We start from the raw sequence: 19,605 nt of genomic DNA, 5'->3' as shown, positions 1-19,605 counted from the left end.
GGTTTCCTCCTCGAGACCTCCTCCGAGCGGCGCTGCTCGGTGGCACCACTGTCCCGCCGTTGGCAACATGCGGCAACCGGTTGCCACTTGTTGCCAGAGCCGAATACGTTCGGCCTCGTGAGCAGCGCAGACACGGACACCACACGGCGGGTGACCATCCGGGACATCGCCGAGGCGACCGGCGTCGCACCGTCGACCGTGTCCCGAGCCCTGTCGCTGCCGGACCGGGTCAACCCCGCCACCCAGGAGCGCATCCGGCGGGCCGCCCGCGAACTCGGCTACGTCGCCAACTCGCAGGCGCGGGCACTGACCTCCGGCCGGACCCGCGCCGTCGCCGTGCTCGTCTCCGACATCACGAACCCGTTCTACTTCGACGTCATCCGGGGCACGCAGCACCAGCTCGCCGCCGCCGGGTGGACCCAGCTGCTCGTCGACACCGAGGAGTCCGCCGACGCCGAGATGGCCGCACTCACCGCGGTCGGCGCGAAGGCCGACGGCGTCGTGCTCACCGCGTCACGGCTGTCCGACGCGCAGATCGCCCGCTTCGCCGAGCGTCTGCCGCTCGTCGTCGTCAACCGTCGGCCCGCCGGTGTGCCCTCCGTGCTCATCGACACCCCGGGCGGGGTCGAGCAGGCCGTGCAGCACCTCGTCTCGCTCGGCCACCGCGACGTGCTCTACGTCGCCGGGCCGGACAGCTCGTGGTCGAACGAGCGCCGCTGGCGTGCGCTCGTGCAGGTCGGCAGACGCCTGGGCGTGCGGGTCGCGCGCATCGGACCGCACGCACCCTTCGTCGACTCGGGCGCCGCGGCCGCCGACGCCGCCGTGCACGCCGGGGCCACCGCCTGCGTCGCCTTCAACGACCTGATCGCGATCGGCATGCTCGCCCGCCTGCGGGAGCGCGGGGTCCGCGTCCCCGAGGACATGAGCATCGTCGGCTGCGACGACATCTTCGGCGCGGACTTCTGCAACCCGCCGCTCACCACGATGACCTCGCCGATCGAGCGCGCCGGCCGGGTCGCCATCCGGATGCTGCTCGGCCGGCTCGGGGCACTCCCCGCCGACGAGCTGCCCGGAGAGCACATGTCCGGTGCCGTCGCCCTGCCCACCCACCTGACCGTGCGCGGGTCCACCGGCCCCGCGCCGGTCCGCTCATGACCCGCACCGGTCCCCGCGTGACCCGTCCCGCTGTCCCACCGAAGGAGTCGACGATGACCCAGTCCAGCACCCCCGCCCGCCTCGCGCCCCACCCCGACCGGCTGTTCCCGGCCGACGCCGGCGCCCGGGCGGTCGCTCGGACCGTCTTCGACGCCGTCAAGGACGCCCCGATCATCTCGCCGCACGGACACGTCGACGCCGCGCTGATCGCGGCCGACCGACCGTTCCCGGACCCGGCAGCGCTGCTCGTCACGCCCGACCACTACGTGCTCCGGCTGCTGCACGCGAACGGGGTCGGACTGGAGGCGCTGGGACGCGAGGACCTGTCGGGGACGCACCCCGCGCCTCCAGGCCGCGCCGTCTGGCGGCAGCTCGCGGAGCACTGGGACGACTTCCTGGGCACACCCGTGCGCTACTGGTTCGAGACGGAACTGCACGACGTGTTCGGTCTGACGGAGCAGCCGTCGGCCGCGAACGCGGACGCGCAGTACGACCAGATCGCCAGCCAGCTGGCGTCACCCGCCTTCCGGCCCCGCGCCCTGTTCGACACGTTCGGCATCGAGGTCCTCGCCACCACCGACGGCCCGGCCGACGACCTCGCCGCGCACGCGCGGCTCGCCGCCGACCCGGGCTTCACCGGCCGGGTGCTCCCCACCTTCCGCGCCGATGCCGTGTTCGACCCGACGCGGTCGGACTGGAGGCCCGTGGTTACGTCGATCGGTGAGGCTGCGGGCATCGACACGGGCACCCACGCCGGGCTGCTGGCGGCACTCCGCGCACGCCGCCAGTACTTCATCGGCCACGGCGCGACCGCCACCGACACCGGGGTGCTGGACGCCGGGTCCGCGCCGCTGCCGTCGAGCGAGCGCGAACGCATCCACGCGGCTGCGCTCCGCGACCCGTCCTCGGTGTCGGACGCCGACGCCACCGCGTACCGGCACGACATGCTCTTCCGCTGGGCGGAGATGAGCGTCGACGACGGCCTGGTCATGCAGTTGCACCCCGGGGTGATCCGGAACCACCACACCCCCACCCTCGACCGCTTCGGGCCGGACACGGGGCACGACCTGCCCGCCGTCGGGTCGTTCACGGAGCCGTTGCGTCCGCTGCTCGAGGCGTTCGGCACCGCCCCCGGTTTCCACCTGGTGCTCTTCACCGTCGACGAGACCGTGTTCTCGCGCGAGATCGGTCCGCTCGCCGGCTTCTACCCGGCCGTGTACGCGGGGGCGCCGTGGTGGTTCATCGACACCCCGGCCGCGATCGGGCGGTACCGGTCCGCGGTCACCGACTCGGCGTCCTTCACGAAGACGTCCGGGTTCATCGACGACACCCGGGCGTACTGCTCGATCCCGGCGCGGCACGACATGGCCCGACGGGCGGACGCGGCGTACCTGGCGTCGCTCGTCGTCACCCACCAGATGTCGGAGGAGGACGCGGTCCGCACGGCGCAGCGGATCGTGTCGGACATCCCGCGGGCGACGTTCAAGCTCTGAGCGCCGGGCGCCCGGGGGCTCGGCCGCGGTCACGCTGCCGGGTACCGGCCGCACCCGCCCGACGGCCGGCGGCCGGCCGCGGTCACGCTGCCCGGCACCGGTCGCACTCGCTCCGTCGTCGCCCGGTACGGTCGGGCGCATGACGGAGCGGGCGACGGCGGCGTACAGCGCTCGGGCCGACGAGTACGCGGCGCTGCTCGGCTCGATGGCGGCCGTCCACCCCGACGACCGGACACTCGTGGACGCCTGGGCAGCAGGCCGTCGCGGTCCGTCGCTCGACGCCGGGTGCGGCCCCGGGCACTGGGCGGCGTCCCTCGCTCGGCAGGGGCACCGCGTGACCGGCATCGACGCCGTGCCGGAGTTCGTCGAGCACGCGCGCCGCACGTACGGCTCCGAGGACGTCGACTTCCGGGTCGGCTCGCTCGACGCGCTGCCGATCGCGGACGGCAGCGTCGACGGGGTCCTCTCCTGGTACTCGGTGATCCACCACGATCCCGCTCGCATCGGCGTCCCGCTGGCCGAGTTCCGGCGGGTGCTCTCCCCCGGCGGCGGTCTGCTGCTCGGGTTCTTCGAGGGTCCCGCGGTCGAGGCCTTCGACCACGCGGTCGTCACCGCCCACCGGTGGCCGGTCGCGTCCCTGGCGGCGCTGCTCGACGAAGCGGGCTTCGAGGTCGTGGACACCGTCACACGCACCGCGCCCGAGCACCGGCCGCACGGCGCGATCAGTGCGGTGCGGCGCTGACGGGGCGTCGTGCGGGCGTGCGGTCGGCCGAGATCAGCGGGGCCAGGTCAGCAGCGATGTCGGGCACGGCATCGAGCTCTCCCTCGGCGACCGCGACGATGAAGTCGTAGGCCTGGTCGTTCGAGGCGTGCAACCGCGTGCCGTTCACGCCGAGGAAGACGACCAACAGCATCAGCCCGAGGCGCTTGTTGTCGTCGACCAGGGCATGGTTCCGCACGGTGGAGTGGACCAGCGCCGCGGCCTTCTCGACCAACGTCGGGTAGGCGTCGCTCCCGCCCACGGACGCCGCTGGCCGTGCCACCGCCGCCTCGAGCAACCCGACGTCGCGGACGGTGCAGCCTGGGCCGAGGGTCCGCCGGGCGATGTGCAGCGCTTCGTCGGCGGTGAGGTGGATCACCCGCCGAGTCGCTCGAGTGCCTCGGCGTACCGGGGGAGTTCGCTGTCCAGGATGCCGTCGATGAGGTCGGTGCGGCTGTGGTGCTCGATGTACTCCCGGATGGCGGCCCGGGCGACGTCCTGCATGGAGCGCGCCTCGAGGTCGGCACGTCGGCGCAGCGCCGCGGCCTCGGATTCGTCGAGTCGGAGGGTCATCGCCATGCGGTCGATGGTATCAACGGTGGTATCGGTCCGGGGAGCAGTGATCGTGATCATGGCACGACCGTAGGAGCAGCGCACACCGCAGATGCCGCGCCGGGGACTTCTTGGGGACGGCCGAAGCAGGGCCAGGCCCTGTGCAGGAACAGCGCCGAGTCGTCGACGCCCGGTTCAGGCCGCGGTGACGGCGAGTGCCGCCAGGATGTGCCGCACGGTGTCGTCGACCGATCCGTCGATGTCCACGTCGACCGCGGCCTCGTCGGACTGGAGCCGCTCGAGCGTCGCGAACTGCGAGTCGAGCAACGACGTCGGCATGTACTCGTGGTGGCGATGGGCCTGCCGCTCGGCGATGAGGTCGCGGGATCCGTCCAGGAACGCGATGACGAGACCCGGTGCCGACGCGCGGAGTCGGTCGCGGTAGACGCGCTTCAGGGCGGAGTTCGCCATCACGCAGCGCGAACCGTCCGCCTCGACGGCGGCGACGCGTGCCGCGCAGGCGTCGAGCCAGGGCCAGCGGTCGTCGTCCGTGAGCGGGATGCCCTGGCGCATCTTCTCCTTGTTGGCGGCCGGGTGCAGGTCGTCGGCGTCGACGAACACGCACGGCTCGCCCCGTGCCACGAGCGCGTCGGCCAGGGCTCGGCCGACGGTCGACTTGCCGGAGCCCGAGACCCCCATGACGAGGACGGGCGGGTGGACAGCGCGCTCGGTCATCCCTCCACAGTATTCACCGTCCGGGCAGTGGTCCCCAGTTGCCGCAACACCCGTGCAGTTCCAGGGCAGCGGTCGTAGGTTGGGCGCCACCGACAGGACGAAGGAGACGCTCGTGGCAGACAACAACGGTCAGGCGAACATCGGGGTCGTCGGACTCGCAGTGATGGGGTCCAACCTCGCGAGGAACCTCGCATCGCGCGAAGGCAACACCGTGGCGGTCTACAACCGCACGTACGCCCGGACCGAGGAGCTGCTGAACGAGCACGGCGACGCCGGGTTCATCGCGTCGGAGGACATCGACGGCTTCGTCGCGTCCCTGGCCAAGCCGCGCACGGCGATCATCATGGTGCAGGCGGGAGCCGGCACCGACGCCGTCATCGGACAGCTGGCCGAGCGGTTCGAACCGGGCGACATCATCGTGGACGGCGGCAACGCGAACTTCCACGACACCATCCGCCGCGAGCACGAGCTGCGCGAGCAGGGCCTGAACTTCGTCGGCACCGGCATCTCCGGCGGCGAAGAGGGCGCGCTGAAGGGTCCGTCGATCATGCCGGGCGGATCGGACGAGGCCTGGGAGACCCTCGGCCCGATCCTCAAGTCGATCGCCGCGGTGGCCGAGGGCGAGCCGTGCGTGACCCACATCGGCACCGACGGCGCCGGCCACTTCGTGAAGATGGTGCACAACGGCATCGAGTACGCCGACATGCAGCTGATCGCCGAGTCCTACGACCTGCTCCGACGCGCCGGCGGGCTGTCGGTCGAGGAACTCGTCGGCGTCTTCGACGAGTGGAACAAGGGCGACCTCGAGTCGTACCTGATCGAGATCACCGGCGAGGTGCTCAAGCAGACCGACGCCGACACCGGCAAGCCGCTCGTCGACGTCATCCGCGATGCCGCGGGCTCGAAGGGCACGGGCGTGTGGACGGTGCAGAACGCCGTGGGGCTCGGCATCCCCGTCTCCGGCATCGGCGAGGCGGTGTTCGCCCGTGCGGTGTCCTCCAAGCCGACGCAGCGTGCCGCCGTCCAGCAGTCGGTGCGCAGCCGTCCGGACGTCGCCCCGGTGCCGGACACCTTCGCCGACGACGTGCGCGCGGCGTTGTACGCGTCGAAGGTCGTCGCCTACGCGCAGGGCTTCGACCTCATCATCGCCGGGGCCGAGGAGTACGGCTGGGACATCGACCTGGGCAACGTCGCGAAGATCTGGCGCGGTGGTTGCATCATCCGCGCCCAGTTCCTCAACCGCATCGTCGAGGCGTACGACGAGAACCCCTCGCTCGAGAGCCTGCTGGTCGACCCGTACTTCGCGAACGCGGTCGCCGAGGGCGAAGCGGCCTGGCGACGCATCGTCGGCATCGCGGCGGCGTCCGGGATCCCCGCTCCGGGGTTCTCGTCGGCGCTGTCGTACTTCGACTCCCTGGCATCCGACCGGCTGCCGGCGTCCCTGATCCAGGGGCAGCGTGACTTCTTCGGCGCCCACACGTACCAGCGCGTCGACAAGGAGGGCACGTTCCACACGCTGTGGTCGGACGACGACCGCCGCGAGGTCGAGCAGGAGCCGTCGACCCACTGACCGTGCCGCCGGGCCGCGTGCCGAGGGTCTCGCCGATCGCGGGGCCCTCGGTGCGCTCAGGCGACGATGCGCTCCCGCGCCAGGTCGGCCACGAGCCGCTCCAGCCGGGGCCCACGCCCCACCAGTCGGCGTGACCCCGGCCCCGTCCGCACGAAGAACGACGTCACGGCGGGCCGGTCGTCCGGTCGGACGTAGTGGATGACGACGGCGCAGCCTCGTCGGGCGGCGTCGCGCGCGACCGGGACGTCCTCGAGTCCGACGTGTACGACGCGGCTCCACCGGATCACGAGCAGCCGGGTCGCCCGGCGGTCGTCGAGCTCCCACAGCGATGCCTCGGTCGCCCCGAAGGCCCAGGTGACCCGGGCACCGAGACGTGGTTCCGGGCGCACCTCGGCCACGGCCTCCTGCAGCTCGGGCGTCGGCGCAGCGGGCACGAGCCAGACGGTGGGATCGATGCGACGGATGGCGAGTGCGAGGGCCTCGTCCGCGTGCCGCTGTCGAGCCACCGCCGTCCGGACGACCGCGGCGACGATCACCACGACGCCGAGTCCGATCGCCCCGAACTCGACGATCCCGTACCAGGACAGGTCGGCACCCGGGACGACGGCGACGACGACGATGCGGGCGACCAGCAGCGCGAGCCACACACCGACGACCACCCAGCGCAGGGTCGAGAGGCGTCGGGCCGGTGACGTCGGGCGGCGTCCGGTCCCCCGCGCACGGCCGGACCGCGGGACACCATCGGGACGCTGCAGCACGGACCGATCCTCCCACGACCTGCGCGCCACCTGCTGGCCAGGGGCGGTGAACGCCGGGGGAAGCCCGCGCACAGCCGACGAGCGGCCCCGCGACCTACGCTCGTGCCGTGACCACCGAGACGCCGACGGACGAGCCGACCGTGCAGCCGAGCACCACTCCGCTGCGACGACCGGCCCTGCTCGCGGCAGCGGTGGGCGTCGTCGCCGCCGCCGCGTTCCTCGGGGTCGCCGAGTTCGGGGCGCTCCTGCTGGGCGGCGCGGGGAGTCCGCTCGTCGCCGTCGGCTCGGCCGTGATCGACCTCGCTCCCCCGGGCGCCAAGGACCTGATGGTCGCGCTGTTCGGTACCGGCGACAAGGTCGCCCTGTTCGTCCTCATGACCGTGCTCGTGGTCGCGATCAGCGCCGGGGCCGGGGTGCTCGAACGAGCGCGCCCTCCGTTCGGTGCGCTCGTCTTCGCCGCCGGTGGGGTGCTCGCGCTGCTCGCGGTCAGCACCCGGTCGGGGAGCGGCACGTTCGACGGCGCTCCCACGGTCCTGGGCGTGGCGGCGGCCGTGGTCGTCCTGCGCGTGGTGCTCCGTCGGCTCCGCCGGTGGGAGGCCGCGGCGGCCGTGCCCACGGCGTCACCGCGGCCCGCCTCGGTGGAGCGCCGCGCGTTCCTCGTCTGGGGCGTCGCGACGGCGACGGTCGCGGTCGTGGTCGGCACCGCCTCCCGGCTGGGGTCGTCCGCGATGCAGGCGGCCGCCGCTGCCAGGCGGGCCGTCCGCCTGCCTGGCGCGGCGGTGCGCGGGCCCGCGGTGCCCGCCGGTGCGTCGCTCGACGTCGAGGGGATCACGCCGTACCTCACCCCGAACGCCGACTTCTACCGGATCGACACGGCGCTCCGGGTCCCCGCCGTCGACCCCGCCGACTGGTCGCTCCGCGTGCACGGTGCCGTCGAGCAGGAGATCACCCTGCGCTGGGACGAGCTGCTCGCCCTGCCGCTCGAGGAGCACGTCGCCACGCTGAGCTGCGTCTCGAACGAGGTCGGCGGCGACCTGATCGGCACGGCCCGGTGGCTCGGGTACCCCATCCGCGACCTGCTCGCACGGGCGCGGCCGACGGCCGGCGCCGACATGGTCCTCTCGCGGAGCGTCGACGGGTTCTCCGCCGGCACCCCGCTCGACGTCCTGCAGGACGACGGGACGGCAGCGCTGCTCGCCGTCGGGATGAACGGTGAGCCGCTGCCCGCCGAGCACGGCTTCCCGGTGCGGATGGTCGTGCCCGGGCTGTTCGGCTACGTCTCGGCGACGAAGTGGGTCACCGAGCTCGAGGTCACGCGGTTCGCCGACGCGCAGGGGTACTGGACGCCCCGCGGGTGGTCCGAGCGCGGGCCCGTCAAGCTGGAGTCCCGCATCGACACCCCGCGGAACGGCACCACCGTCACGGCCGGGGAGCGCGTCGCGATCGCCGGGGTCGCCTGGCAGCCGCACACCGGCGTCAAGGCGGTCGAGGTCCGCGTCGACGGCAACACGTGGCAGCGCGCGGAGCTCGCCGACTCGGCGTCGGCCGACACCTGGCGGCAGTGGGTGCTGCGGTGGACGCCGACCGAGGGGTCGCACCGGATCGAGGTGCGGGCGATCAGCGCCGACGGCCAGGTGCAGACGAGCGTGGAGCGGCCGCCGGCACCGAACGGTGCGACCGGCTGGCACTCGGTGACGGTCGACGCGCGCTGACGCCGCTGGCGGGTCGCGCGACACGCCACGTGCGTCGCGCCGCGGGTGAGGAAGGTGTCGGTTCGCGGGCTCGGAGGCGACACGTCGTGCGACCTCGACGGACCTGAGCGACGCGTCGTGACCGCTCGGTGCGGACGTCCTCCGGTCGCCCGACGGCCTGGAGGCCCGGTGTCGGCCCGCCCCGCGCCTCGCCCTGGGCGCACCACACGCCATGTGCGTCGCGCCGCGGGTGCGCAACGTGTCGGTTCGGGGACGCGCGGGCGACGGGTCGTGCACCTCGGCGGACCTGAGCGGCGTGTCGTGACCGCTCGGTGCGGACGCGCTCCCGTCACCCGACGGCCTGGAGGCGCGGTGTCGGCCCGCCCCGCGCCTCGCCCTGGCCGCGCGACACGCCACGTGCGTCGCGCCGAAGGTGCAGGACCTGTCGGTTCGCGGACGCGCGGGCGACACGACGTGCCGCCTCGGCGGACAGAGGCGGCAGGTCGTGACCGATCGGCACGGCCGCCCGCGCGCGCGGGACGTGCGCGGGAACGTCAGGCGGGCAGGGTCGCGACGACGCAGGTACCGTCGACCTCGTCGTCCCGCTCGACCACGGCATCGAAGCCGGCCGACGTGAAGAGTCCCGCCGAGACCGACGCCTGCGCCTCGGACACCTCGATGACGACGGCGCCACCGGGGCGGAGCCACTCCCCCGCACCCGCGGCGATCCGGCGGTGCAGGTCGAGGCCGTCACCGCCGCCGTCGAGCGCGACGCGGTGCTCGTGCTCGCGGGCCTCGGTCGGCATCAGGTCGATCGACGCCGTCGGCACGTACGGGGCGTTCACCGCGACGACGTCGACCGCGCCGCGGAAGCGCTCGGGCAGCGGGGCGAACAGGTCACCCGCGACGACGATGCCGCGGTCACCGAGGTTCTCGGCCGCCACGCCGACGGCATCGGGGTCGATGTCGGTGGCGACGAGGTCGAGCGCGCCGACGCGACCGAACAGCGCGACCGAGATCGCCCCCGCGCCGCAGCACAGGTCGACCACACGGTCGTACCGCTGGAGTCGGCGTGCGGCGTGCTCGACCACCACGGTGGTCCGGGCACGCGGGACGAACACCCCGGGTGTCACGCGGATGCGGTGCCCGTCGAAGGCCGCCCAGCCGAGCACGTACTCGAGCGGCTCCCCGACCAGCCGACGCTGCACGAGGGTCCGGAGTCGCACCGGCTCACCGTCCCCGGCCTCGAGCAGCAGGTCGGCTTCGTCCTCGGCGAAGACGCTCCCCGCGGCCCGGAGCCGGGCCGCGAGGGCGTCACGCGCGGGGTGGGTCACCAGGGTCTCGCAGACTCGTCACGATGACGAGACGGTGCAGCGCCGTCGGCTGTGCCCATTCGTTCGACGGCTCCGCTACGCTGCGCCGTCGAACATCGACGTCACGGAGCCGTCGTCGAAGACCTCGTGGATGGCACGGGCGATGAGCGGCGCGATCGGCAGGACCTCGAGGCGGTCCCAGCGCTTCTCCTCCGGCAGGGGCAGAGTGTCGGTCACGACCACGCGGTCGATGAACTCGCTCTGCAGCAGCTCGGTGGCGGGGTCGGAGAACACCGCGTGGGTCGCCGCGACGACGACGCCCGTGGCCCCGGCGTTCTTGAGCGCCTCGGCGGCCTTGGCGATCGTGCGGCCGGTGTCGATGAGGTCGTCCACGAGCAGGCAGACCCGACCGTTGACGTCGCCGACGATCTCGTGCACGGAGACCTGGTTCGGCACGAGGGGGTCGCGCCGCTTGTGGATGATGGCGAGCGGGGCGCCGAGCTTCTCGGACCAGATGTCGGCGACGCGGACCCGGCCCATGTCGGGCGAGACGACCGTCAGGGTCTCGGGGTCGAGGATCTCGCGGAAGCGCTCGAGGAGCACGGGCATCGCGAACAGGTGGTCGACCGGGCCGTCGAAGAAGCCCTGGATCTGCGCGGCGTGCAGGTCGACGCTCATGATGCGGTGCGCGCCGGCGGCCTTGAACAGGTCGGCGACGAGACGGGCCGAGATCGGCTCGCGCCCGCGGCCCTTCTTGTCCTGTCGGGCGTACGGGTAGAACGGCGCCACGACGGTGATCCGCTTCGCCGACGCACGCTTGAGCGCGTCGACCATGATGAGCTGCTCCATGAGCCACTCGTTGATCGGCGCCGTGTGCGACTGGATGACGAAGGCGTCGCAGCCGCGCACCGACTCGTCGAAGCGGGCGTAGAGCTCACCGTTCGCGAAGGTCCGCGCGTCGGTCGGCACGAGGTCGACCCCGAGCTCCTCCGCGATCTCGGCAGAGAGCGCCGGGTGTGCTCGCCCTGAGACGAGGACGAGTCGTTTCTGGCCGGTTGTCTTGATTCCGGACAAGTGCGGTGCTCACTCCCTGACCCACGCGGGGCCGTGATGATCGGCCCGAGAGCCGTCAGACCTGTTCGCCGTTCGCGAGCCGAGCAGCCTCGGCCGCCGGTGTGCCGGGTCGGTGTTCCTCGACCCATCCGTCGGTGTTGCGCTGTGGGGCGTAGCTGATCGCGAGCGATCCCGCCGGGACGTCCTTGCGGACGGTCGTCCCGGCGCCGGTGTACGCACCGTCGCCAATCCTAACCGGGGCGACGAACACGTTGTGCGAGCCGGTGCGGACGTTCGAGCCGACCTCGGTGCGGTGCTTGTGCACACCGTCGTAATTCGCGGTGATCGTGTTCGCCCCGATGTTGGAGTCCTCGCCCACCTCGGCATCACCGATGTAGGACAGGTGCGGCACCTTGCTGCCCCGGCCGATCCGGGCGTTCTTCGTCTCGACGAAGGTGCCGATCTTGCCGTCGTCGCCGAGGATCGTGCCCGGTCGCAGGTAGGCGAACGGCCCCACCGAGGCCCGGTCACCGATCACCGCGAGGGTGGCGTCGACCCGGTTCACCGTCGCGCCGGCCCCGACCTCGGTGTCGCGGAGCGTGGTGTCCGGCCCGACGACGGCACCGGCGGCGATCGCCGTCGCGCCGACGAGCTGGGTGCCGGGCAGGATCTCGGCGTCGGGTTCGATGGTGACGTCGAGGTCGATCCAGGTGGTCGCCGGGTCCTGCACCGTGACGCCGGCGACCTGGTGCCGGCGGACGATCCGGGCGTTGAGCTCCCGGGCGGCGTCGGACAGCTGGGCGCGGTCGTTGATACCGGCGACGAGCCACTGGTCGGTCAGCGTGACGACGTCGACGATGCCACCGCGACCGGCGATGAGCGTCGGCGCGTCGGTGATGTACTTCTCGCCCTGGGCGTTGGCGGTGGTGAGCGCGGGCAGCACGGCACGCAGGTGGGCGACGTCGAAGGCGTAGATGCCGGCGTTCGTCTCGGTGATCGCGCGCTGCGCGTCGGTGGCGTCCTTGTGCTCGACGACCCCGACGAACGCCCCGTCGGCGTCGCGGACGATGCGCCCGAGGCCGGTGGGGTCCGGTGCGATCGCGCTCACGAACGTGGCGCCGTTGCCGCCGCCGACGTGGGCGTCGACGAGGAGCCGGAGCGATGCGGCGTCGAGCAGCGGGACGTCGCCGGACAACACCACGACCGCGCCGTCGAAGTCGGCCGGCAGTGCCTGGACCGCGACCTCGACCGCCCGGCCGGTGCCGGGGACGTCGTCCTGGTCGACGATGATCGCGTCGGGTGCCCGCTCGACGACCTCAGCCGCGACCCGGTCGCGCTCGTGCCGCACGACGACGGCGACGTGCTCCGGGCTGAGCGACGACGCCGTGCGCAGGACGTGCCCGATGAGCGGCAGCCCGGCGAGCCGGTGCAGCACCTTGGGCGTGGACGACTTCATGCGCGTGCCCTGCCCGGCGGCCAGGACGACGACGGCGATGCGCTGGTCGGTCATGCACCCATCCTGGCGCACCGCGGCTCGGAGCGCCGGACCCGACCACGGCCCTGTGCGCGACCGCGGGCACGACCGCAGCCGGTGGACGGACGTGCACCGGGCCTCCAGGCCGTGGCGGCGCCCCGCCGACCCTCAGGCCCGCGCCACCGCCGGCTCCGGCTTCACGAACGCCATCAGCACGAGCCCCGCGATGAGCACCACGACCACACCGAGGATGCCGAACCGCGTCGACCCGCCGACGGTCACCGCGACGCCGAACAGCGCCGGCGCCAGGAACGACGCCGCCCGGCCGGTGGTGGCGTAGAGGCCGAAGAGCTCACCCTCGCGGCCGGGAGTCGCGAGCCGTGCCAGGTAGGCACGGGACGACGACTGCACCGGACCGACGAACACGGCGAGCGTCAGGCCGAGCACCCAGAACCACTGCGTCTCGTTGCCGGCGGCGAAGACCCCGACCCCGCACACGGCGAGTCCGACGAGCGAGACCATGATGAGCGCCCGCGAGCCGAAGCGGTCGTCGAGGCGTCCGGACACGAAGGTCGCGATGCCGGCCACGACGTTCGCGGCGATGGCGAACAGGATGACCTGCGACGGACTGAACCCGAACACCTGGGCCGCGACGATCCCGCCGAAGGTGAACACCGCACCGACGCCGTCGCGGAAGACCGCGCTGGCGAGCAGGAACGCGAGGACGTTGCGTCGCTCGCGCCACAGCCGGGCGACGTCGCGGGCGAGGTCGGCGTAGGCACCGAGCACGCCGCCGCCACGGGTGCGGTCGGGGACGGCCTCGGGCACGGTGAGGAACAGCGGGATCGAGCTGACGGCCAGCCAGACAGCGGCGATGCCGATCGCGACGCGGACGTCCCACTGGCCGGTGGCGACCGTCGCCGGCAGCTGCAGCAGGCCGCCGACGACCCCGTCCCCCCGGAAGTCCTGGATGCAGAGCACGAGCAGCAGGACGAGCAGCACGATCCCGCCGAAGTACCCGGCCGCCCACCCGATGGCGGAGACCCGGCCGGTGCGTTCCCCGGAGGCGACCTGTCCGATCATGGCGTTGTAGCCGACGGTCGCGATCTCGTACGCGACGGTGCCGATGCCGAGCAGGGCCGCTCCGAGCAGCAGGTACGGCTGGCTCGGCGCGACGAACACCATGCCGCCGATGGACAGCGCGACGCCGATCGTGGCGATGAGGACGGACCGACGCCGGTGGCCGGACGAGTCCGCCAGGCGGCCCATCGCCGGGGCCACGAGCGCGACGACGATCCCCGCGATGGTGAGCGCGGTCGACACCACGGCGGCGTTGTGGGCGAGCTCGCGCTCGACGATCGCCTTGCCCGCCGCCGACGTGTCGCCGACGAGCGCCGGGTCGACGAAGGCCGGGCTCGCCAGGTACGTGCTGAACACGAAGGTGGTGACGACCGCGTTGAACGCGGCGGAGCCCCAGTCCCACAGCGCCCAGGAGACGAGCGCGCGCCGGTCGGTGCGCTGCGGCACGACGGCGGCCGGTGAAGCGGTCATGCGCGAACCGTAGCGCGTCCCGGTGACGCGGCGGTGGCCCCGTTCCGGGTCACGTGCCGGGCTGGGCCGACACCGCCGGCAGAGCCGGTGCGGACGGGAGGCGCGGGGCGGGCCAGCCCCGCGCCTCCCGTCCGCACCGTGGGCGCGTCGGGTACCCGCCTGGTCAGGCCGGGACCCCGCCGGGGTAGACGACGGACTTGAGCGACTCCGGGTCGGTGTCGCTCTCGAGGGCCTCGCGCACCTCGTCGAGCCCGTAGCGGCCGGTGACGAGCGAGTCGAGGTCGACCTGTCCGGACGCGACCAGCTGGATCGCGACCGGCCAGGTGTTCGTGTACCGGAAGATGCCGGTGACCGTGACCTCGAGGTTCTGGATGTGCTCGACCGGCAGCGTCATCTCGGAGTTGCCGAGCCCGACGAGCACCGCGGCGCCCGCCGGACCGACCGCCTTGATGCCGTCCGACACCGCTCGGGGCGCACCGCTGGCGTCGATGAACGCGTCGACGGGGACGATGTCCGACACGACGGACACCGTGGTGGGGTCGACCACCTCGGTCGCGCCGTACTGCAGGGCGCGCTCGCGACGCTCCGGCACCAGGTCGCTGACGACGATGCGGGTGGCACCGAACGCCTTCGCGACCTGCGCGCAGATGATGCCGATCGGGCCGGCACCGGCGATGAGCACCGACGAGCCGGGCACGATGCCCGCCTTGCGGACGGCGGCGATGCCGACGGACAGGGGCTCGAGGAGCGCGCCGGCCTCGAACGACACGGCGTCGGGCAGGACGTGCGCGAACTCGGCCTCGATGGTGACGAACTCGGTGAACGCGCCGTCGACCGGCGGGGTCGCGTAGAAGCGCATGTGCGGGCAGAGGTTGTAGCGGCCGGCCAGGCACTGTGCGCAGCGGTGGCAGGGGCGCTGCGGCTCGATCGCGACGCGCTCCCCCACGCGGGACGGGTCGACGCCCTCGCCGACGGCGGCGATGGTGCCGGCGAGCTCGTGGCCGAGCACCAGCGGCTCCTCGACGACGAAGTCGCCGATGCGGCCGTGCCGGTAGTAGTGCACGTCGGAGCCGCACACGCCGACCGCGGCGACGCGGACGAGCACGTCGCCGGGCTCGACGGCGGGGACGGGGCGGTCCTCGACGGTCAGGTCCTGGGTGCCGAGCAGCACGCTGGTGCGCTGGCGCTGGATGGAGGTCATGCGGTTCTCGCTTCCTCGACCGCGTCGTCGCGGTCGTGCTGGGTCGTTGTGGGGACAGCGCCGTCGGCCGGTGCGGACACGGGGACGGCGGTGGTGACGGCGAGCGGGTTGCGCAGCAGGTCGCGGAACCCGATCTCGGCGGCACCGTGGAGCAGCACGTCGGTGCCGAGGGCGGCGGGCACGATGCGCAGTCGGTCGGTCATGCCCGTCATCGACTGCGCCCGGACGGCGTCGACGATCCGGTCGCCGACGTGTTCCAGGAGCACCCCGAGGAACCCGCCGAGCACGACGACCTCGGGGTTGACGGTGTGGATCGCGTTGCGCAGCGCCGTCGCGAGCGCCGCCACCTGCCGGTCGACGACCCGCTCGGTCTCCGGGCGACCCGCGGCGAGCGCCACGGCGAGTCCGACCAGGTCGTCCGGGGCCGTGCCTGCGGCGGTGGCGAGCGCCTCGCGGGACGCCTCGGTCTCCAGGCACCCGACGGCACCGCAGTGGCAGCGGACGCCGTTCGCGGCCACGAACGTGTGGCCGAGTTCGCCCGCGTACCCGTCGGCGCCGCTCAGCGGTCGGCCGCCGGTGATCACGCCGCCACCGATGCCGCTCGCGCCACCGTTCAGGTACACCAGGTCGTCGACACCGCGCCCACTGCCGGCGAGCCGCTCGGCCCACGCGCCGAGGTTGGCGTCGTTGGCCGCCCGGATCGGCAGCCCGGTCCGGTCGGCCAGCGGGCCGGCGAGGGGTTCGTCGTGCCAGCCGAGGTGGGGTGCGTACTGCACGCTGCCGTCCTCGACGCGGACGGTGCCGGGGACGGCGACGCCCACCCCGACGAGCCGGAGCGCCCCGGTGCGGTCGCGGCTGCGGTCGGCGGTCGTGCGGACCGCGTCGAGCAGTGCGCCGACGGTCTCGACGGCTTCGGCGGCGGTCGGGGGGCGGTGCTGCGGTTCGACCAGCCGCGCCCGGACCGTGCCGTCGAGTCCGACGAGGGCGACCTCGACGGCGTCGATCTCGACCGTGACGGCGGCAGCCACCACGTCGGCGGCGGCGCGGACCACGGGGCTCGGCCGTCCGACCCCGGATCCGGGGGCGCCGGTGACCGGGACGTCCTCGTGCAGCAGCCCGAGTTCGACCAGCTCACCCACCAGTGCGAGGGTGGTCGACCGGTTCAGGCCGGTGCGGCGGGTGACCTCGGCGCGGGTGATCGGCCCGTCCTCGTGCACGAGTCGGAGGACGCGTGCGGCGTTGCTCGGCGCCGCGGGCTGCTGTGCCATGCGTCCTCCTCGGTGGTGTGGTGTGTGGTGTGTGGTGCCGGCCGCGTGCGGGGGTGCGCGCGAGTCTTCGTGCTGAGCGACGATCTTCGCAGTCGGGAGCCCGTGGGATGTCGCCCACCGCGGGACAACGGCCCCGCGGCGCCGCCCGCACCCGCCGCGCCCTCCGCGCCCGCTACCGCGAGCGGGAGAACGCCGCGTCGAACGAGGCCTCGGGCGGGGCGATCGCCCCGAGCCGCCGGACGAACGCCAGTGCCTCCGGGCCGCCGACCAGCCGGTCCATGCCCGCGTCCTCCCACTCGACGCTCGTCGGCCCCGTGTACCCGATGTGGTTGAGCACGCGGAACACCCGCTCCCACGGCACGTCCCCGTGCCCGGCGGTCACGAAGTCCCACCCGCGCCGGGGGTCGCCCCACGGCAGGTGCGAGCCGAGTCGTCCGTTCCGCCCGTCGAGCTGCTTCACCGACTCCTTGCAGTGCACGTGGTACACCCGGTCGGCGAAGTCGAGCAGGAACGCCGCGGGGTCCAGGTCCTGCCAGACGAAGTGCGACGGGTCGAAGTTGAACCCGAACGCCGGCCGGTCCGCGAAGACCTCCAACGTGCGGCGAGCGGTCCAGTAGTCGTACGCGATCTCGGACGGGTGCACCTCGAGCGCGAAGCGGACGCCGACCTCCTCGAAGACGTCGAGGACCGGCGACCAGCGGTCGTGGAAGTCCTGGTACCCGGCGTCGATCATGCTCGCCGGCGCGGGCGGGAACCCGGCGACCGCCTTCCAGATCGACGATCCGGAGAAACCAGTGACGGTGTCGACGCCGAGCGCGGCCGCGGCCCGGGCGGTCCACTGCAGTTCCTCGGCGGCACGCTGCCGCACGCCCTCGGGATCGCCGTCGCCCCACACGTGCGGCGGGACGATGTCCTCGTGCCGCTGGTCGATGGGGTCGTCGCACACGGCCTGTCCGACCAGGTGGTTCGCGATGGTCCAGACCCGCAGGCCGTTGCGTTCCAGGATCGCGAGCCGGTCCGCCACGTACTCCGGGTCCGTCGCCGCGCGCCGGACGTCCAGGTGGTCACCCCAGCAGGCGATCTCCAGGCCGTCGTACCCCCACTCGCCCGCCAGGCGGGCGACCTCCTCGAAGGGCAGGTCGGCCCACTGGCCGGTGAACAGGGTGACCGGCCGGGAGGCCCGGGTCGCCCCCGTCGTGTCGCTCGCGTCCGTCGTCGTCATCGTCGTCGTCCTTCCTCGCGGTGGTCGGGGTCCGTCACCAGGACCCGGGTGCGGACCCGGCGGGGACGGTGGCGGGGCGCTCGACGCGGGAGTGCACGTCGACGACCGCGTGGTCACGGGCGGCGGCCGAGACGGCCTCCATGACCTCGAGCACGTGGAACGCCAGGTCGCCGGAGGCTCGGTGCGGCCGGTCGGTGCCGATCGCGTGCGCCATGTCGGCGAGCCCGTAGCCGCGACCGGCATCGGCGTACCCGGCGGACACCGGCAGGTCGCGCCAGGAGCGGTCGTCGGCGGTGGCGATCGACACGGTGTCCGAGAACCGGTTCGGGTCGGGCACGCCCAGGGTGCCGGCGGTGCCGTACACCTCGAACAGCGGGGCCCGGGTCGCCCAGACCTCGAACGAGACGGTGACCGTGGAGACCACGCCGCCCTCGTGCTCGAGGACCGCGACGACGTGCGTGTCGACGTCGACCGGGATCGCCGTGCCGGCGTTCGGCCCGGTCGCGATCGTCCGCTCGCGGGTGGAGCGCGTGGCGCTGCCGCTGACCCGGACGACCGGTCCGAAGAACGTCACGAGGCTCGTCAGGTAGTACGGCCCCATGTCGAGCAGCGGGCCGCCGCCGGGCTGGTAGTAGAACGCCGGAGCCGGGTGCCAGAGCTCGTGGCCGGGAGCACTCCACGAGACGGCTGCCCCGACCGGCGTGCCGACCAGGCCGTCGTCCAGGGCGGCCCGCGCGGTCTGGATGCCGGTGCCGAGGACGGTGTCGGGGGCACTGCCGACGCGCAGTCCGGTGTCACGGGCGAGCTCGAGGACGGGGCCGGCCTCGGCCGTCGACATCGCCAGCGGCTTCTCGCCGTAGACGTGCTTGCCGGCCCGGAGCGCCCGGGTGGCGATGTCGGCGTGCGCCGCCGGGATCGTCAGGTTGAGCACCACGTCGACGTCGTCGGCGGCGATGAGCTCGTCGACGCTCGTGCCGCGGACCCCCTGGGCCGCCCCGACGGTCCGGGCACGCTCGACGTCGATGTCCGCCACGGCGGCGAGTTCGAGCCCGGGCAGCGCCGGGAAGTGCTCGAAGTACTGCTGGCTGATGACCCCGACGCCGACGACACCGACGCGGAGCACCCCCTCGTTCACCGTGCTGCCCACAGGAGTCCCCGTTCGATGATGGTGCGGAGCGGTTGCGACTCGACGACCTCGAGCCGGTGACCCGGAGCCGAGACGAACACCCGTCCCTCGCCCCACTGCCTGGTCCAGATCGCGGGCGCGGTGACCGGCCGGTTCCAGGCGTCGAAGTCCCGGGCCTCCTGCGTCGTGGTCGCCAGCACGTCGTTGTACTCGTCGCTGAGCACCCAGTACTGCTCGGTGACGAGGTCGAAGTCCTCGATGCCCTGCGTGATCGGGTGCTCGTGCCCGAGGTCGGTGATGTGCACCGTGTACGGGATGTAGTTGTCCGACTGCTCGCCGACCCGTTCGTCCGGGTGCTTGCCCGCGTGGTGGGCGAACTGTCCGCCGACCATGTGCAGGTAGTCGGCGGTGTTGCGGAAGGCGTCCGCGATGCCGCCGTGCCACCCGGCCAGGCCTGCACCGCCCAGCACGGCGCGCTGCAGCCCGGCGAACTCGTCGTCGGCGATCGTCGACATCGTGACGACCTGCACGATCAGGTCGACCTCGTCCATGACGGCGGCGTCGGCGTAGACCGCGGTGCCGTCCTCGACGCGGACGTCGAAGCCGTTGTCCCGCAGGAACGGCACGAACAGGTCGGTGGTCTCGACGGGCATGTGACCGTCCCAGCCCCCGCGCACGACGAG

General features: G+C 73.2%; 18 protein-coding genes. 5 read left to right on the top strand and 13 right to left on the bottom strand.

What is annotated here, in order from left to right; all coding sequences use genetic code 11:
* The first annotated feature begins 117 nt into the window (after positions 1-117).
* From LEL83_RS11995 to LEL83_RS11985, 3 genes are all read left to right on the top strand, one after another.
* Positions 118-1,155, top strand: coding sequence for a LacI family DNA-binding transcriptional regulator (locus LEL83_RS11995; protein ID WP_225558988.1), 1,038 nt, complete (start codon positions 118-120; stop codon positions 1,153-1,155).
* Between the two features lie 53 nt (positions 1,156-1,208).
* Positions 1,209-2,648, top strand: a complete 1,440-nt coding sequence (uxaC, locus tag LEL83_RS11990) for a glucuronate isomerase (RefSeq protein ID WP_225558987.1) — start codon at positions 1,209-1,211, stop codon at positions 2,646-2,648.
* Between the two features lie 139 nt (positions 2,649-2,787).
* On the top strand, positions 2,788-3,390 hold the full coding sequence (locus tag LEL83_RS11985) for a class I SAM-dependent methyltransferase (RefSeq protein WP_225558986.1): 603 nt from the start codon (positions 2,788-2,790) through the stop codon (positions 3,388-3,390).
* Here LEL83_RS11985 and LEL83_RS11980 read toward each other — a convergent pair.
* The 3 genes from LEL83_RS11980 to LEL83_RS11970 form a co-directional block, all read right to left on the bottom strand.
* Positions 3,371-3,787, bottom strand: coding sequence for a type II toxin-antitoxin system death-on-curing family toxin (locus LEL83_RS11980; protein ID WP_225558985.1), 417 nt, complete (start codon positions 3,785-3,787; stop codon positions 3,371-3,373). The genes LEL83_RS11985 and LEL83_RS11980 overlap by 20 nt on opposite strands.
* On the bottom strand, positions 3,784-3,987 hold the full coding sequence (locus tag LEL83_RS11975; protein WP_225558984.1) for a hypothetical protein: 204 nt from the start codon (positions 3,985-3,987) through the stop codon (positions 3,784-3,786). Before LEL83_RS11975 ends, LEL83_RS11980 begins: the two co-directional genes overlap by 4 nt.
* A gap of 168 nt (positions 3,988-4,155) precedes the next feature.
* On the bottom strand, positions 4,156-4,695 hold the full coding sequence (locus tag LEL83_RS11970; RefSeq protein WP_225558983.1) for a gluconokinase: 540 nt from the start codon (positions 4,693-4,695) through the stop codon (positions 4,156-4,158).
* 112 nt (positions 4,696-4,807) lie between these two features.
* Between LEL83_RS11970 and gnd the strand changes: the two genes are divergently transcribed.
* Positions 4,808-6,265, top strand: coding sequence for an NADP-dependent phosphogluconate dehydrogenase (gene gnd, locus LEL83_RS11965; RefSeq protein ID WP_225558982.1), 1,458 nt, complete (start codon positions 4,808-4,810; stop codon positions 6,263-6,265).
* 56 nt (positions 6,266-6,321) lie between these two features.
* On the opposite strand, the gene LEL83_RS11960 is transcribed toward gnd, so the two are convergent.
* Complete coding sequence (locus tag LEL83_RS11960; RefSeq protein ID WP_225558981.1) at positions 6,322-7,023, bottom strand: hypothetical protein; 702 nt, start codon at positions 7,021-7,023, stop codon at positions 6,322-6,324.
* Between the two features lie 107 nt (positions 7,024-7,130).
* On the opposite strand from LEL83_RS11960, the gene LEL83_RS11955 reads away from it, so the two are divergent.
* The gene (locus LEL83_RS11955) at positions 7,131-8,735 is read left to right on the top strand and encodes a molybdopterin-dependent oxidoreductase (protein WP_225558980.1); all 1,605 of its coding nucleotides are present in this window, start codon (positions 7,131-7,133) and stop codon (positions 8,733-8,735) included.
* A 533-nt stretch (positions 8,736-9,268) separates the two neighbouring features.
* Here LEL83_RS11955 and LEL83_RS11950 read toward each other — a convergent pair.
* The 9 genes from LEL83_RS11950 to LEL83_RS11910 all read right to left on the bottom strand — a co-directional run bounded on the left by LEL83_RS11950 (position 9,269) and on the right by LEL83_RS11910 (position 19,575).
* Positions 9,269-10,048: a putative protein N(5)-glutamine methyltransferase gene (locus LEL83_RS11950; protein WP_308009909.1), complete on the bottom strand. Its 780-nt coding sequence runs from the start codon at positions 10,046-10,048 to the stop codon at positions 9,269-9,271.
* Positions 10,049-10,123: 75 nt separating this feature from the next.
* Positions 10,124-11,101 carry a ribose-phosphate diphosphokinase gene (locus LEL83_RS11945; RefSeq protein WP_198657805.1) on the bottom strand — a complete coding sequence of 326 codons (978 nt, stop codon included), beginning with the start codon at positions 11,099-11,101 and terminating at the stop codon, positions 10,124-10,126.
* A gap of 55 nt (positions 11,102-11,156) precedes the next feature.
* Entirely contained in the window at positions 11,157-12,590 is a 1,434-nt protein-coding gene (gene glmU, locus LEL83_RS11940; RefSeq protein ID WP_225558979.1) for a bifunctional UDP-N-acetylglucosamine diphosphorylase/glucosamine-1-phosphate N-acetyltransferase GlmU, read from the bottom strand.
* 132 nt (positions 12,591-12,722) lie between these two features.
* Positions 12,723-14,105: an MFS transporter gene (locus LEL83_RS11935; RefSeq protein ID WP_225558978.1), complete on the bottom strand. Its 1,383-nt coding sequence runs from the start codon at positions 14,103-14,105 to the stop codon at positions 12,723-12,725.
* A 163-nt stretch (positions 14,106-14,268) separates the two neighbouring features.
* Positions 14,269-15,306, bottom strand: coding sequence for an NAD(P)-dependent alcohol dehydrogenase (locus LEL83_RS11930; RefSeq protein WP_225558977.1), 1,038 nt, complete (start codon positions 15,304-15,306; stop codon positions 14,269-14,271).
* A complete protein-coding gene (locus LEL83_RS11925; protein WP_225558976.1) occupies positions 15,303-16,574 on the bottom strand; it encodes an ROK family protein in 1,272 nt (423 codons plus the stop codon). Before LEL83_RS11925 ends, LEL83_RS11930 begins: the two co-directional genes overlap by 4 nt.
* Before the next feature lie 172 nt (positions 16,575-16,746).
* Positions 16,747-17,796 carry a sugar phosphate isomerase/epimerase family protein gene (locus LEL83_RS11920; protein ID WP_225558975.1) on the bottom strand — a complete coding sequence of 350 codons (1,050 nt, stop codon included), beginning with the start codon at positions 17,794-17,796 and terminating at the stop codon, positions 16,747-16,749.
* A 34-nt stretch (positions 17,797-17,830) separates the two neighbouring features.
* Entirely contained in the window at positions 17,831-18,943 is a 1,113-nt protein-coding gene (locus tag LEL83_RS11915) for a Gfo/Idh/MocA family protein (RefSeq protein ID WP_225558974.1), read from the bottom strand.
* Complete coding sequence (locus tag LEL83_RS11910) at positions 18,928-19,575, bottom strand: ThuA domain-containing protein (RefSeq protein ID WP_263867491.1); 648 nt, start codon at positions 19,573-19,575, stop codon at positions 18,928-18,930. The genes LEL83_RS11915 and LEL83_RS11910 overlap by 16 nt, the downstream gene beginning before the upstream one ends.
* Between the last annotated feature and the right edge of the window lie 30 nt (positions 19,576-19,605).

Origin of the sequence: Curtobacterium oceanosedimentum, assembly GCF_020297365.1 — a bacterium.
GTDB lineage: Bacteria > Actinomycetota > Actinomycetes > Actinomycetales > Microbacteriaceae > Curtobacterium.
This window is presented reverse-complemented; position numbering and strand designations above follow the sequence as displayed.